The organism is Microbacterium sp. LWH10-1.2 (genome assembly GCF_038397765.1).
Classification (GTDB): domain Bacteria; phylum Actinomycetota; class Actinomycetes; order Actinomycetales; family Microbacteriaceae; genus Microbacterium; species Microbacterium natoriense.
Genome location: NZ_CP151638.1, coordinates 192982 through 207171 on the forward strand (window position 1 = coordinate 192982; position 14190 = coordinate 207171).

A 14190-nucleotide genomic window follows, 5' to 3' on the forward strand; every position below is an offset into this window, starting at 1 on the left:
CCTGACGGCGGGGTCCGGTCGCGCCGGTCCCCGCCGTCTCCGGGGCGTCATGGACGCTCCGGGACAGAGGGTGATCAATATAATCGATCGCCGGGTGCGCGCTCCGTCTGCGTGCGTCTACTGTGTAGACACGCGTGCGCTCGGTGCGTCGTCACGGGAAACGAAGGGGGTGCGCGGTGTCGCAGATCACGAATGCCGCCGTCGCGGTGCAGGTCGCCCGCGCGCTGGAGCAGGAGATCACGACGGAGGCCTGGAAGCCCGGTCACTTCATCGGGCGGCGGCAGGAGCTCTCCGCGCGGTTCGGCGTCGCCCCGGCCACCCTCGGCGAGGCCATCCAGCTGCTGCGCTCGCGGGGCATCGTCGACGCCAAGCCCGGCCCCGGCGGCGGCATCTTCGTCGCCGACCGCTCGCCGTTCACCCAGCTCAGCGATCAGCTGCTGCGGCTGCGGGAGAGCACGGCGACCGTGACGAACTGCCTGCGGGTCCTCGACGCGCTGGACAGCACGATCCTGCACGACGCCGTGGAGTTCGCCACGGATGCCGACATCGCCGAGGTGCAGCGCTGCGCCGACGCGCTGAAGGCCGCGTGGGGCACGCCGGAGGCGTCGAACGCGAACTGGGCGCTGCACGCGCGCATCGCGCGCATCACTCCGAACGAGCTGCTCCGGAGCCTCTACACGAACCTCGTCGACTACATCATCGTGGAGGAGCTGGAGGGCGCGACGGCGCCGACCACGCCCGAGCGGCTGCAGACCCATCTCGACTTCGCCGCCGCCGTCGCCCGTCGCGATCACGCGCTCGCCTCGTCGGCGGTCGAGCGTCACCGCGGCTCGTCGATGGCGGCCGTCCTGTCCTGATATCCCGGGCTTCCCGAGCCTGAGATCCGCCCCTGGAGGGTTGACAGGGGAGGTCCGTTTCAATAATGTTCATATTCAATATTGATAATTGCCCTCGCCCCGAGGAGGCGCCCCTATGACTCTCGAGTTCCGCAGCGTGATCGACAAGATGCTGGCCGCTCCCAACCGTCCTGCCCGCGTCTCCCTGCCCCCCATCCGGCTCTCCCAGAACGAGATGCCCTGGGAGCCGGCGCCGGTGATCGTCGACGCCATGGAGAAGGCGGCCCGCTCGACGCACCGCTACCCCGACTACCACCGCACCGCCGCCCGTACGGCCGTCGCCGACGCCATGGGGCTCGACGTCGAGCGCATCGCGATCGACAACGGCTCCGGGTCCCTGTTGCACGGACTCGCCCGCCTCGTGTGCGAGCCCGGAGTGCACGGCGTCTACTGCTGGCCCTCCTTCGAGGCCTATCCCGCGGCCCTCGCGCTCGCCGGCGCCCAGAGCACCCCCGTGGCCCTCGCCGAGGACGGCGCGATGGACCTCGCGGCCATGGCCGCCGCGATCACGCCCGAGACGCGCATCGCGTACCTCTGCAACCCGAACAACCCCACCGGCGGGTTCGTCGACGCCGACGGCATCCGCTCCTTCCTCCGCGACGTGCCGTCGACCGTCCTCGTCGTGCTCGACGAGGCGTACCGCGAGTTCGTCACCGCCGAGCCTCTCGAGGCGACGACCGCACTGCTCGACGAGTTCCCCAACCTCGTCATCCTGCGCACGCTGTCGAAGTCGCACGGGCTCGCCGGTATCCGCGCCGGGTACGCGGCCGCCTCCCCTCGTATCGCCGAGGCGCTGCGCCGCACCTCTGTCGGCTTCGCGCTGAACAGCGTCGCCGAGGCTGCGGTCATCGCCGCGTTCAGCCCCGCGGGGGAGGCCGTCGCCGCCGAGCGCATCGCGGTGATCGTCGCAGAGCGGGAGCGGATGCAGGAGGCGCTGCGCGCCGGCGGGGTCTCGTTCCTGCCGAGCCAGTCGAACTTCCTCTTCGTGCACGGCGATGCCGACGAGCTGCTGGAGCGCTTCGAGGCGCAGGGCGTGCTCGCCCGGCCCTTCCCGCATGCGGGGGGCGTTCGCGTCACCGTCGGCCTCCCGGCCGAGAACGACGCCGCACTCGCCGCCCTGCTCTGACCCTCGCGGCTCGATGCCGACCCCCGTCCGACACAGTGTCGGAGGCGGGGGAGAGGACTTCGGAGCCGCCGCCGAAGAACCGTCCACCCGACGGTTCGTACGCTGACAGACATCACGAACGCCGCGGTTCGGACCCGAACCGGACCGCGGCGCAGACCCGCACAGTGTGCGCGAAGGGAACGGCAGTGACTGCGACGATCGATTTCGAGCGCGACCGGCGTGCATCGCAGCGCCGGGCGGTCACCGGCGGCACGCTGTGGGCCGTCTTCATCGCCGCGCTCACCCTGATCTTCGTGTTCCCGGTGTCGATGATCGTGATCGGCGCCTTCCGCGACGGCCTCCCCTCCGACAACATCCCGTTCACGATCGGCGGCCTCGTCGAGGCGTTCCAGGACCCGACGACCTGGTCGACGATGGGGAACTCCGTGATCCTCGTGCTCGTCTGCGGCACGATCTCGGTCGCCGGCGGTGGGCTGTTCGCCTGGGTCGCCGCGAACACCAACGTCCCCGGCCGCACGCTCCTCACGCCGCTCATGGCGGTGAACCTCTTCGTGCCGCCGCTGTTCCACACGCTCGGCTGGATCATGCTCGGCAACGCGCAGAACGGCCTCATCAACCAGTTCGCCCGGATGCTCGGCGCCACCGAGCCGTTCATGAACATCCAGGGCTGGGGCGGCCTGATCCTGCTGATGTCGCTCGGCTACATGCCCTTCGCGTACCTGCTCATGCTCGGCGCGTTCAAGAACCGCGACCAGTCCCTCGACGAGGCGGCGGCGATCAGCGGCGCCGGCGCGGTGCGGACGTTCTTCACGATCACGCTCCCCTCGGTCGGGCCGGCGATCACGGGCGCGGCCATCCTCATCGCGGTCCTCGTGTTCCAGGCGTTCGACAGCCCCCAGCTGATCGGCCGTCAGGCGAACATCTTCGTGTTCTCCACGCAGATCTACCACTACGTGCGCGACCAGGCCCCGGCCGAGTACACCAAGGCGTTCGCGCTCTCCCTCGTGCTCATCGTGCTCGTCCTCGCCCTCTTCATCGCCCAGCGGTGGCTGCTGCGCGGTCGCAGCTTCACGACCCTCACCGGCAAGACGTCACGCCGCGAGCCGCAGGAGCTGGGCCCGGTGCGCTGGGTGTTCACCGCCCTGATCGTCGTGTTCATGCTGCTCAACCTCGTGCTGCCGCTGTTCGCGATGATCCTCGGCAGCCTGCAGCCGATCTTCGGGGTCATGAGCACCGGCCTGACCTTCGACAACTACGTCGAGATGCTCACCGACCCCGTGTTCAGTTCGAGCCTCGCGCTCACCGCCTGGTTGGCCGTGATCGGCGGGTTCGGCTCCATCGCGATCGCCATGCTCACCGCGTACGTCACGGCACGCCGCACCGGCTTCATCCGCTCGTACACGTCGTTCGCGGTGTGGATCCCGTGGGCGCTCCCCGGTATCGTGCTGGCGCTCGCCTACATGTTCGCGGTGCTCTACGTGCCGGCGTTCCGCGGTCTCTACGGCTCGGCCTTCCTCATGACGCTCGTGCTCATCGTGGCGACCATCCCGGTGTCCAGCCGGATCGCGGAAGGCGCTCTCGCGCAGCTGTCGCCGGAGCTGGAGGAGGCGGGTCGCACCTCGGGCGCCGGATCCTGGCGGGTGCTGCTGTCGATCGTGCTGCGCCTGGTCATCCCCAGCTTCCTGTCGGGCTGGTTCCTCTCGGCGCTGTTCATCTCCGGCAACCTCGCCGTGCCGATGCTGCTCGCCCCGCCCGGACTTCAGCCGGTCTCGCTGACCGCGTTCCAGCAGTTCCTCCAGGGCAACATGTCGCAGGGCGCCGCCCTCTTCATGATCATCCTCGTCGCGGCCATGGCCGTGCTCGCGATCGCCGCGCTCTCCCTGAAGCTCGGCACGCGACTGCGCGGACGCACAGGCGCCGCGCCCGCAGTCCCCCTCACCCGCATCACACCCTGACACACCCGAGAGGCAGAATAATGACGTTCTCCCGCAAGACAGCACGGCTCACCACGGCTCTCATCGCCGTCGGTGCGCTCACCGCCCTGACCGCCTGCTCGTCGGGCGGAGCCGCCGCCAAGCCCGACAAGCCGATTGAGGTGCCCGGCGCGACCGCCGACGGCAACGCGCACATGAACGAGCTGTACGACAAGGCGGTCGCCGACGGCAAGACCGACATCGTCCTGTACGGCCCCAGCGTCTCGGCGCAGAAGGACCTGTTCAAGGTCTTCACCGACCGCTTCCCCGGCATCAAGATGGTCCAGCAGGACCAGCCCGATGCGCAGAGCATCACCAAGATCGAGGCCGAGGCCCAGAGCGGCAGCAAGATCGCCGACATCTACGACGGCGGAGAGTCGCCACAGGTCGCCGCCGAAGACGGCATCTGCACCCAGGCCGACGTGCGCACGGCGCCAGACGGCTTCGAGATCCCCGGCGACTTCGACGGCCGGCTGACCTACTACGCGATGCGCTACTTCGTCTTCGTCTACAACACCGACATGGTCAAGGAGGACGAGGCGCCGAAGAACTGGGACGACCTGCTCGACCCGAAGTGGAAGGGCAAGATCACCGTCGGCGACCCGACGGTGCCCGGCGGCATCCGCTACATCCTCACCTCGCTCATGGTCCCCGAGAGCGAAGACACCTGGGGCAAGCCGTACATCGAGAAGCTCGCCGCGCAGGACGTGCAGTTCGCGCAGTCCGAGCCGAACGTGCCCGCGGACGTCGCGAGCGGCCGGTTCCCGATCGGCATCGCCGTGTACCAGGGCTTCTACGAGGACGTGAAGGAGAAGGGCGGCCCGATCGCCGCGGTCTTCCCGCTCGACGACGGCGGCAACTTCATGTCGCGCACCGGCATGTGCATCATCGACAAGAGCCCGCACCCCGACGCCGCGCAGCTCTACATCAACTGGCTCTACTCGCCCGAGGGTCAGCAGGCGCTCGCCGAGAAGAACCGCTCCTACGGCTGGACCCCCGAGGCCCCCGGCCCCGAGGGCACGCCGCCGCTGAACGAGCTCAAGCGCGTCCCGTTCGCGAACTCCGACCCCGAGTTCAACCAGCCCTACTTCGACTTCATCACCGAGCAGTTCACGAAGTAGCACCCCTTTCCCGAATCTCCTGCGAGAAGGCGAGACACCCATGACTGAGGTCCTGGTTTCCGGACTCACCAAGCGGTACGGCGGCAAGTCGGCACTGCACGGACTCGATCTCACGATCGGCTCCGGCGAATTCGTCACCCTGCTCGGCCCCTCGGGCTGCGGCAAGACGACGACGCTGCGCTGCCTGGCCGGGTTGGAGCGTCCGACCACGGGCCGCATCACCATGGGCGATCGCATCGTGGTCGACACCGACCGCAAGACGTTCGTCCCCGCGGACAAGCGTCAGGTCGGAATGGTGTTCCAGAGCTACGCGCTCTGGCCGCACATGAGCGTGGCGGAGAACGTCGCCTACCCGCTCAGGGTGGCCAGGCTCGGAGCGCAGGACCGCCAGAAGCGGATGCGCGAGATGCTCGCCGCCGTCGGCCTCGCGGAGTTCGAGAAGCGTCCGGTCACCGCCCTGTCGGGCGGTCAGCAGCAGCGCGTCGCACTGGCGCGTGCTCTGGCCGCCCGGCCGGGCATCATCTTCTACGACGAGCCCCTGTCGAACCTCGACTCCAAGCTCCGCTACCAGATGGGGCAGCAGGTGCGGGCGCTGCACAACCAGTTCGAGACCACCTCCGTCTACGTCACGCACGATCAGGAGGAGGCGATCACGCTCTCCGACCGCATCATCGTGATGAGCGAGGGCGAGATCGTCCAGGACGGCGCCCCGGCGGAGCTCTACGACCGCCCGCAGTCGGCCTACGTCGCCGACTTCATGGGCTTCCAGAACATCCTCCCCGGATCCGTCGTCGCCGTGAGCGGCGGCGTCGCCGATGTCCGCGTCGACGGCACCTCCCTCGTCGTCGCCGGCACCGCGACCTCCTCCGTCGCGGTCGGCGACCGCGCCGACATCGCCTTCCGTGCCGCCCACGTCAGGACGACGGACGACACGGCATCCGGCGCGGGGCGCTTCACCGGAACCGTGGAGCGCACCACCTACCTCGGCAGCGCGGTGAACCTCCTCGTCCGGGTCGACGGCCTGCCCCTGCGCGTCCGCGTCGAGACCTCGGACCTGAGCCCGGATGCCGTACCGCAGGCCGGCGACGAGCTGCGGTTCGCGGTCAACCCCGCCCGCGCCGTCGTCATCAGCCGCCAGGCGTCGGAGGACGACTACCTGACCATCGAGACGAACGCGATCGTCTCCCCGCGCTGAGGCGCCCCCGACCTTCAGAGAGGAAGAACATGAGTGATCTGCCCACCCCCCGATCCGACGCGCCGCGCATCCGCGAGCTCGCCGAGATCGGCGGACGCTCCGACAGCCGCGACGTGCTCTCGCACGCCACCAAGCAGGCGAAGGAGGACTACGACGACTACTTCATCGTCGACATCGACGCGCACGTCTCGGAGGACCACTTCTGGGGCGAGGTGCTCGACCTCATCGACAACGACGTGTGGCGCGATCTGGGCCTCAGCCAGTTCCACGGCTTCGGCGGCAACAACGCGCTGCTGAACATCCAGCCCGGCATGTCGCACCAGAGCGTCGGCGGCCGCATCGGCCACCAGGGGCGCAAGGAGCCGGTGGACCCCGGCGAGGGGCATCCGTTCGTCACGGCGGCCCGCCGCGGCATGGACGCCATGGGCCTCGACTTCCAGGTCGTGTTCCCCAGCGCGATGCTCATGCTCGGCATGCACCCGCAGGACGAGGTCGAGGTGGTGCTCGGCCGCGCGTTCAACCGCTGGCTGACCGAGGTCATCCTGCCGCCGAACCCGCGTCTGAAGGGCATGCTCTATCTGCCGTACAACACGCCGGAGGTGTGCGAGGAGCTCGTCGAGAAGTACGCCGACGACCCGGGCATCATCGGCTACACGGTGTGCTCGACCCGCAACAACCCGGTGCACTCCGATGTCTACACGCGCCTCTACAAGCTCATCGAGGACAGCGGCAAGCCGCTCGCATTCCACTCCGGCTACCACTGGGGCGACCCGTCGTTCTCGCAGCTGAACCGGTTCCTGTCGATGCACGCGCTGTCGTTCACGCACTACAACCAGATCCACGTCACCAACTGGATCATCAACGCGATGCCCGAGCGCTTCCCGAAGCTCAAGATGGTGTGGGTCGAGAGCGGTCTCGCGTGGATCCCCTTCCTCATGCAGCGCCTGGACCACGAGGTGCTCATGCGGCCGAGCGAGGCGCCGGGACTGAAGCGGCTGCCGAGCGAGTACATGAAGGAGATGTGGTACACCACGCAGCCCATGGAGCGCACCAACATGGAGCTGCTCGAGGCCACCATGAAGTCGTTCAACGCCGAGACGCAGCTGCTGTACTCCTCGGACTGGCCGCACTGGGACTGGGACGCCCCGTCGACCATCACGCGGCTGCCGTTCCTCTCGGAGCAGGCCAAGCGCAACATCCTCGGGCTGAACGCGGCGCGCGTGTTCAACCTCCCCACCGACCGACAGAAGCCATCCGCCGAGCAGGTGCTCGCGGAGCGACCAGGGATCTCGTGACATGACCACTGACACCACCACCGCCGTCTCCTCCGTCGCCGCCGAGCTCGACGGGCTCGTCGCCCGGCTCGGGGAGCTCACCGCTCGGATCGCGCAGGAGGAGCGCGGCGCCGAGGTCTCCGACGAGCACATCGCCGACGTCCTCTACGCCGCCGCCCGCCTGTTCTCCGCCAAGACCGACCGCGTGGGCAAGATCTCCTGGCCCATCCGCGAGGACGCGCTGAACGCCACCGAGACCGTCGTGCTCGTCACGGCCCTGCTCGACGCCGCCGACGTGAACCTCTTCGACATGGCGATCTGGTACCGGAGGGCCGAATGAGCGCCCGAGTGGTCCGCAGAGACGTCAGGGTCGCCAGCCTCGGCGACCTCAAGGAGCGCGAGCGCATCGTCGTCGACGTGGAGGGCACCGAGCTCGGCGTCTACTTCCACGCCGATCAGGTGCGCGCCTGGTACAACGTCTGCCCTCATCAGGGCGGCCCGGTGTGCCAGGGCAAGATCATGCCGCGCACCGTGCAGCTGGTCAGGGGAGAGGACGGCCTCAAGAGCGGCGGACCCGGGTTCCACCCGACCGACCGCAACATCGTGTGCCCCTGGCACGGCTTCGAGTTCGACATCCTCACCGGCAAGCACCCCGCTGATCAGAGGGTGGGGCTGCGCCCGGTCCCCGTACGAGTCGACGGCGACGACGTGATCGTCACCGTCTAGCAGGATCCCGAGAGGGGCGGATGCCGCGGCATCCGCCCCTCCTTCATGCCCCCCGGTGTCGGTGCGGGCACGGATTCGCGGTTCAGCGTCCATGCGGGCGCGTGGTTCTAGGCTTGAGGTGTGAGCGAGTACATCGTCCGGCCGGCGCGCAGCGCCGATGTGATCGGCATCCGCAATCTGCTGCAGCCGATGGTCGAGCAGCGGATCCTCCTGGGCAAGGACCTGGCGGTGCTCTACGGCGCCGTGCAGGAGTTCGTCGTCGCCGAGTCCGACGGCGTGCTGATCGGATGCGGTGCGCTGCACGTGTTCTGGGAGGACCTCGGCGAGGTCCGCACCCTGATGGTGAACGACGAGTGGCTGCACCACGGCGTCGGCCGTGCGATCGTCGATCGCCTCGAAGACAACGCCAGGACGCTCGGACTCTCGCGGCTGTTCTGCCTGACCTTCGAGGTGGAGTTCTTCGGGCGCCGCGGGTTCACCCCGATCGGCGAGCAGGTCGTCGACCCCGATGTGTACTCGCAGCTGCTCCGCAGCGGCGACGCCGGCGTCGAGGAGTTCCTGGATCTCGCCCACGTCAAGCCGAACACGCTCGGCAACACCAGGATGCTCAAGAGCCTCGGTTAGCCTGGAGGAATGCCCCGTCAGTCCGCAGCCGTCTACCGTCGTCGGCGGCTCGTCCTGCTCCTCGGGCTGATCCTGCTCATCGCCGTGATCGGCGTCGCCGCGTGGCTGCTGATCGCCCGGCCGTGGGCGGGCGCCGCCGAGAAGCCCGCACCGACGGCATCGTCGTCGGCGACTCCGACCGCGACCTCGACGGACGCCGCCGAGACCCCGAGCGGCGAACCCACGGCTTCCGAGACTCCGGGTGTCGTCGCGTGCGAGGCGAAGGACATCGTCGTCGAGGCGGTGACGGATGCCGAGAGCTACCAGCCCGGCGTGCTGCCGCAGCTCTCTATCCGCCTCACCAACAACGGCGCGGCCGATTGCACGATGGACGTCGGCTCGACGACCCAGGTCTTCACGGTCTCCAGCGGCGACGACGTGTGGTGGCGGTCGACGGACTGCCAGGAGAATCCGAGCAGCATGATCGCGACGCTCGCCGCGGGCGCGACCGTCGAGAGCAAGACGCCCGTCGCGTGGGATCGCACCCGGTCGAGCGTGGAGACGTGCGGATCGGAGAACCGTCCGCGCGCCCCCGGTGGAGGGGCCTCGTACCACGTCGACGTGCAGATCGGCGGCTTCCCGGCCGCGGGATCGAAGCAGATTCTGCTCTATTGAGCGCGAATACCGCAGTGAACTCAGAATTCGTGCAGACAGCACGGATTCTTTGGGATACCATTGACTTGACTCTCGGGAACATGCGGCATCACATGCCATCCCCAGTGGCGTCGACTTACAGCGTCCCCAGCGCTTCGACACTTGCCGCTCGAGAGTTCGAGGGCCCTCTCGAGTACCCCAGTCCCCAATGTGGGACTCGAGAGGGCCCCAATCGTATCCGCGGGGCTTCGCCCGCCGCGTGACGCAGGGCCGTGAAAATTCGCGCGGTGCCCGATGCGGCGCCGCGCTCGCCTCGGAGGCGGAGCGCCGCGGCATCCCGTGCGCCTCGCTGTGCCGTGCCCGACCGCCGGGGTGCGTTCAGGTCGAGCGCGTCTCGTCGGTGGAGCCGAATAGGCTGGAGTCATGGCAGCGAAGAAGGCGAAGCCCGCCAAGAAGAAGCCGGCGCCGGAGGACTTCCGGTCGGATGCTCTGGCGCAGGCCCTGGAGAAGCAGGACGTCGCGGCCGTCGCGCTGGCCCTTCGGCACGGCACCACGGTCGTGCCCCTCATCACGCCGGGTGCGCGGGACAACCCCCTCGACAGCGGCGAGGTGTGGACCTACCGCGACCCGAAGAGCGGCGACCTCGCGCTGCTGCTGTTCAGCGACGCCAAGAACAAGCCTGCGAACCTGCCCCCGGGCGTGGGGATCTACTCGGCCGACTGGCTGCGGAAGTTCCTCGTCACGCACCCGATCACGACGGTGTTCCTCGACATCGCCGGCCCGCATCCGATGCAGGCCTCGCCGGAGGAGCTGTTGAAGGCCCTCGACGCCTGAGCCGCGGCTGAGGGACGTGTCGCCTGGTCACGGTGCTCCTCGCTCGATGACCGCGGGACGGGTTCTGATCGTTGAGCGAGCGGAGCGAGACGAAACGCTTCATGCTCCGCTCGCCGCTCAGAACGGCGGGATGTCGCGCTCGTCGCGTCGAGCGGCACTGCGCGCGCGGATGTCGCCGAGCGCCGCGCGGAGCGTCTTCGAGCGATCGTCGATCACCTGCTCGTAGCCCAGTCGCGCGGCCTCCGACCGACGCTGCGCGGCCTGCGTCACCGGGCGCACCTCGCCGGCCAGGCTGAGCTCTCCCACCGCGGCCACCGTGCGCGGCACCGAGCTGTGCTGGATCGACCCCGCCACCGCGATCGCGATCGCGAGGTCTGCTGCCGGCTCGGTGAACCGCACCCCGCCGACCGTCGACACGTACACGTCGAGAGAGCTCGTCGGGATGCCGGCGCGCCTCTCGAGGATGGCCAGCACCATCGCCACGCGGGAGGCGTCGAGTCCGTGCACCACCCGGCGCGGGTTGGGTGCCGACGAGCTGACGGTGAGCGCCTGCACCTCCACCGGCATCGCGCGCCGGCCTTCGAGCGCGATCGCCACGCACGTGCCCGGCTCGGTCGCCCCCTGCGACAGGAACAGACCTGAGGGGTCTGGCACCTCGGAGATCCCGTCTCCGGTCATCTCGAAGCAGCCCACCTCATCGGTCGGACCGAAGCGGTTCTTGAGCGCGCGGAGGAACCGCAGCGAGGTCTGACGGTCGCCCTCGAAATGGCAGACGACGTCGACCAGGTGCTCGAGCACGCGGGGGCCGGCGACCTGTCCGTCTTTCGTGACGTGGCCCACGATGATGATCGGCAGGCTGCGCTCCTTGGCGACTCTGATGAGCGTCGCCGCGACCTCACGCACCTGACTCGGCTGACCGGCCGCGCCGTCGCTCAGCGACGACGACACCGTCTGCACCGAGTCGACGATCACGAGCTGCGGGCGCACCTCGTCGATGTGCCCGAGGATCGTCGCGAGGTCGGTCTCGCTCGCCAGGTACAGCTCGTCGTGCAGGGCGCCGGTGCGCTCCGCGCGCAGCCGCACCTGCGCCGGCGACTCCTCGGCGCTCGCGTAGAGCACGCGGCGGTCTGCCCGTGCGGCCTGAGCCGCGACCTCGAGCAGGAGCGTGGACTTGCCGACACCGGGCTCGCCGCTGAGCAGGATCGCCGCACCGGGCACGATGCCGCCGCCCAGCACACGGTCGAACTCGCCGACTCCGCTCGTGCGGCGAGGGGCATCCGTCGTCGTGATCTGGGTGATCGGGCGGGCCGCGCGATCGGCAGAAGGGGCCAGGGCCGTCACCCGATTGAGGATGCCGGTCTGGGCGCCCTGCTCCTGCACGGTGCCCCACTGCTGGCACTCGCCGCAGCGCCCGACCCACTTGGCGGTGGTCCACCCGCACTCCGTGCAGACGTACGCGGGAGGAGCGGGTTTTCGGGCGGCCATGGGTCAAGGCTATCCGCGGCATCCGACACCGGGGCCACGGCGGATGCCGCGGGCGTCCGTGCGACCGCCCCGGCATGACGAGGTCGGGCCGGACGCGTGCCGGAGTATCCGTTTCCTAGGCATCCTCGACGGGTCGTGCCGATGCTCATACGGCCCCGCTATCGGCGGCATCCGACATCCCTATCGCGATCGGGCATTATTCACGGCCCTATTCTCACGGCGCCCCCGAGCGGCGGAACATAATGGAGACATGGCCAGCGCCGGGCCCGTCTGCGGGCCGATCTCCAGCTTCTCCCGGGTGCAGATCCTGCATCTGGTGCAGAGTCGAGCCGACCGCTCGATCGGCGAGCTGTGCGAGGCCACCGGGCTCCACGCCAACACCGTGCGCGAGCACCTGCAGCGTCTGATCGACGGCGGCTACGTGATCGCCGAGGTCGAGCGCCGCTCCACCCGCGGCCGTCCTCGCACCCTCTACAGCGCCGCGACGGGAGCCCCCGGGGCCTCCAGCGCCGTCGCTCGCGACAAGGCGAAGGCCGCGGCGGCGCGAGGAGACCTCATGCGCAGGATGCTGCCGGCCGCGGCATCCGAACTCGGACGCGAGGCCGACTACCAGCTCGACGCGCTGATCGAGCACCTGGAGGAGAGCGGATTCGAGCCCGTCGTCGACGACGAGCGCCTGACCGTCGATCTCTCGCCCTGCCCTCACGCGGCGGCGCGACCGGAGGATCGTCCCGTGCTGTGCCAGGTCCATCTGAGCCTGATGCAGGGAGTGCTCGCCGAGGTCGGCGGGCCGCTCACCGCGGAGTGCGTGCGCGGCGAGCAGTCGGAGTGCACGGTGCAGCTGGGCGACGCGCGAGTGCCGTCGATCGAAGTGCGAGGAGCGACACATGGAATGGCTTGATCCGCTGGCGCTGAGCCGATGGCAGTTCGGCCTCACCACCGTCTACCACTACCTGTTCGTGCCGCTGACGATCGGCATGGCGCTGGTCGCGGCGATCTTCCAGACCGCGTGGGTGCGCACCGGCAAGGTCCAGTACCTGCACCTGACCCGCTTCTTCGGCAAGATCTTCCTGATCAACTTCGCCATGGGCGTGGTCACCGGCATCGTGCAGGAGTTCCAGTTCGGCATGAACTGGTCGGACTACTCCCGCTTCGTCGGCGACGTGTTCGGCGCCCCGCTGGCCTTCGAGGGGCTGCTCGCCTTCTTCTTCGAGGCGACCTTCATCGGGCTGTGGATCTTCGGCTGGGACAAGCTCCCGCAGAAGCTGCACCTGGCCACCATCTGGTGCGTCTCGATCGGCAGCATCCTGTCGGCGTACTTCATCATCGCCGCCAACGCGTTCATGCAGAACCCGGTCGGCTACACCTTCAACCCCGAGACGAACCGGGCGGAGCTCACCGACTTCTGGGCGCTGCTGACCAACCCGGTCGCGCTCGCCGCCTTCCCGCACACGATCTTCGGCGCCCTGATGTTCGCCGCCGGCGTCGTGATCTCGGTCTCGGCCTGGCACCTCGCACGCGGCCAGCACTTCGACACCATGCGCATCTCGCTCAAGTTCGGTCTGTGGGCGATGATCGTCTCGACCGCCGGCGTCGTGCTCACGGGCGACCAGCTGGGCCTCGCGATGTACGCCGCGCAGCCGATGAAGATGGCGGCGGCCGAGGCCACGTTCAACACGGTCTGCGGCCCTGACGCCTCGTTCAGCCTGTTCACGCTGGGCACCCCCGACGGCAGCTCCGAGCTGTTCTCCATCCGCGTGCCGTACCTGCTGTCGCTGCTGTCGACGCACACGTTCGACGCCTGCGTGCACGGCATCAACGATCTCAACGCCGAGTACGCGACGACCTTCGCCGACACCGGGCTGACCGAGTTCGCCCCGATCCTGTGGGTCACGTACTGGGCGTTCCGCTGGATGATCGGCCTCGGCATGGCCGCAGCGCTCGTCGCCGTCGTCGGCCTCTGGCTGACCCGCAAGGGCGCCAAGAAGCCCCCGGCTCCCTGGATGTGGAAGCTCGCGATCTGGTCGTTCCCCCTCGCGCTCGTCGCCAACATCATGGGCTGGGTCTTCACCGAGATGGGCAGGCAGCCCTGGATCGTGTTCGGGCTCATGACCACGCAGGACGGCGTCTCGCCGGGCGTCTCGGGCGTCGAGGTGCTCATCTCGCTGATCGCTTTCACGGCGATCTACGCGGCGCTCGCCGTCGTCGAGATCCGACTCATCGTGAAGGCCGCGCAGAAGGGCCCCGACACCACAGAGCAGCCCCACGAGGAGACGGCCCAGCTGTCGTCTGTCGTCTACTGA

General features: G+C 68.9%; 14 protein-coding genes. 13 read left to right on the forward strand and 1 reads right to left on the reverse strand.

Annotation, left to right across the window (positions count from 1 at the left end):
• The first annotated feature begins 176 nt into the window (after positions 1-176).
• The 11 genes from MRBLWH10_RS00785 to MRBLWH10_RS00835 all read left to right on the forward strand — a co-directional run bounded on the left by MRBLWH10_RS00785 (position 177) and on the right by MRBLWH10_RS00835 (position 10402).
• Positions 177-857, forward strand: a complete 681-nt coding sequence (locus tag MRBLWH10_RS00785; RefSeq protein ID WP_105672905.1) for an FCD domain-containing protein — start codon at positions 177-179, stop codon at positions 855-857.
• A gap of 115 nt (positions 858-972) precedes the next feature.
• Positions 973-2022: an aminotransferase class I/II-fold pyridoxal phosphate-dependent enzyme gene (locus MRBLWH10_RS00790; protein WP_341941286.1), complete on the forward strand. Its 1050-nt coding sequence runs from the start codon at positions 973-975 to the stop codon at positions 2020-2022.
• 185 nt (positions 2023-2207) lie between these two features.
• A complete protein-coding gene (locus tag MRBLWH10_RS00795) occupies positions 2208-3977 on the forward strand; it encodes an iron ABC transporter permease (protein WP_341941287.1) in 1770 nt (589 codons plus the stop codon).
• A gap of 20 nt (positions 3978-3997) precedes the next feature.
• On the forward strand, positions 3998-5116 hold the full coding sequence (locus tag MRBLWH10_RS00800) for an extracellular solute-binding protein (protein WP_341941288.1): 1119 nt from the start codon (positions 3998-4000) through the stop codon (positions 5114-5116).
• Between the two features lie 40 nt (positions 5117-5156).
• The gene (locus MRBLWH10_RS00805) at positions 5157-6311 is read left to right on the forward strand and encodes an ABC transporter ATP-binding protein (RefSeq protein WP_105672901.1); all 1155 of its coding nucleotides are present in this window, start codon (positions 5157-5159) and stop codon (positions 6309-6311) included.
• 29 nt (positions 6312-6340) lie between these two features.
• Positions 6341-7606: an amidohydrolase family protein gene (locus tag MRBLWH10_RS00810; RefSeq protein WP_105672900.1), complete on the forward strand. Its 1266-nt coding sequence runs from the start codon at positions 6341-6343 to the stop codon at positions 7604-7606.
• A 1-nt stretch (position 7607) separates the two neighbouring features.
• Positions 7608-7925 (forward strand): hypothetical protein, encoded by a 318-nt coding sequence (locus tag MRBLWH10_RS00815; RefSeq protein WP_105672899.1) that lies wholly within the window; start codon positions 7608-7610, stop codon positions 7923-7925.
• Positions 7922-8311, forward strand: coding sequence for a Rieske 2Fe-2S domain-containing protein (locus MRBLWH10_RS00820; RefSeq protein WP_105672898.1), 390 nt, complete (start codon positions 7922-7924; stop codon positions 8309-8311). Before MRBLWH10_RS00815 ends, MRBLWH10_RS00820 begins: the two co-directional genes overlap by 4 nt.
• 120 nt (positions 8312-8431) lie before the next feature.
• Positions 8432-8935 (forward strand): amino-acid N-acetyltransferase, encoded by a 504-nt coding sequence (locus tag MRBLWH10_RS00825; RefSeq protein WP_223585874.1) that lies wholly within the window; start codon positions 8432-8434, stop codon positions 8933-8935.
• Positions 8936-8944: 9 nt separating this feature from the next.
• Positions 8945-9589: a hypothetical protein gene (locus MRBLWH10_RS00830; protein ID WP_341941289.1), complete on the forward strand. Its 645-nt coding sequence runs from the start codon at positions 8945-8947 to the stop codon at positions 9587-9589.
• A gap of 402 nt (positions 9590-9991) precedes the next feature.
• The gene (locus MRBLWH10_RS00835) at positions 9992-10402 is read left to right on the forward strand and encodes a dehydrogenase (RefSeq protein ID WP_105672895.1); all 411 of its coding nucleotides are present in this window, start codon (positions 9992-9994) and stop codon (positions 10400-10402) included.
• 117 nt (positions 10403-10519) lie between these two features.
• On the opposite strand, the gene radA is transcribed toward MRBLWH10_RS00835, so the two are convergent.
• Positions 10520-11887 (reverse strand): DNA repair protein RadA, encoded by a 1368-nt coding sequence (radA, locus tag MRBLWH10_RS00840; RefSeq protein ID WP_341941290.1) that lies wholly within the window; start codon positions 11885-11887, stop codon positions 10520-10522.
• A gap of 250 nt (positions 11888-12137) precedes the next feature.
• On the opposite strand from radA, the gene MRBLWH10_RS00845 reads away from it, so the two are divergent.
• Both MRBLWH10_RS00845 and MRBLWH10_RS00850 read left to right on the forward strand, forming a co-directional pair.
• The gene (locus MRBLWH10_RS00845; RefSeq protein WP_223585876.1) at positions 12138-12788 is read left to right on the forward strand and encodes an ArsR family transcriptional regulator; all 651 of its coding nucleotides are present in this window, start codon (positions 12138-12140) and stop codon (positions 12786-12788) included.
• The gene (locus MRBLWH10_RS00850) at positions 12775-14190 is read left to right on the forward strand and encodes a cytochrome ubiquinol oxidase subunit I (RefSeq protein WP_105672892.1); all 1416 of its coding nucleotides are present in this window, start codon (positions 12775-12777) and stop codon (positions 14188-14190) included. The genes MRBLWH10_RS00845 and MRBLWH10_RS00850 overlap by 14 nt, the downstream gene beginning before the upstream one ends.

Excerpts from the sequence above, each read along its gene's own strand:
- MRBLWH10_RS00790 (WP_341941286.1), top strand. The coding sequence starts at position 973 with ATGACTCTCGAGTTCCGCAGCGTGATCGACAAGATGCTGGCCGCTCCC.
- MRBLWH10_RS00800 (WP_341941288.1), top strand. The coding sequence starts at position 3,998 with ATGACGTTCTCCCGCAAGACAGCACGGCTCACCACGGCTCTCATCGCC.
- MRBLWH10_RS00805 (WP_105672901.1), top strand. The coding sequence starts at position 5,157 with ATGACTGAGGTCCTGGTTTCCGGACTCACCAAGCGGTACGGCGGCAAG.
- MRBLWH10_RS00810 (WP_105672900.1), top strand. The coding sequence starts at position 6,341 with ATGAGTGATCTGCCCACCCCCCGATCCGACGCGCCGCGCATCCGCGAG.
- MRBLWH10_RS00815 (WP_105672899.1), top strand. The coding sequence starts at position 7,608 with ATGACCACTGACACCACCACCGCCGTCTCCTCCGTCGCCGCCGAGCTC.
- MRBLWH10_RS00820 (WP_105672898.1), top strand. The coding sequence starts at position 7,922 with ATGAGCGCCCGAGTGGTCCGCAGAGACGTCAGGGTCGCCAGCCTCGGC.
- MRBLWH10_RS00830 (WP_341941289.1), top strand. The coding sequence starts at position 8,945 with ATGCCCCGTCAGTCCGCAGCCGTCTACCGTCGTCGGCGGCTCGTCCTG.
- MRBLWH10_RS00835 (WP_105672895.1), top strand. The coding sequence starts at position 9,992 with ATGGCAGCGAAGAAGGCGAAGCCCGCCAAGAAGAAGCCGGCGCCGGAG.
- radA (WP_341941290.1), bottom strand. The coding sequence starts at position 11,887 with ATGGCCGCCCGAAAACCCGCTCCTCCCGCGTACGTCTGCACGGAGTGC.
- MRBLWH10_RS00845 (WP_223585876.1), top strand. The coding sequence starts at position 12,138 with ATGGCCAGCGCCGGGCCCGTCTGCGGGCCGATCTCCAGCTTCTCCCGG.
- MRBLWH10_RS00850 (WP_105672892.1), top strand. The coding sequence starts at position 12,775 with ATGGAATGGCTTGATCCGCTGGCGCTGAGCCGATGGCAGTTCGGCCTC.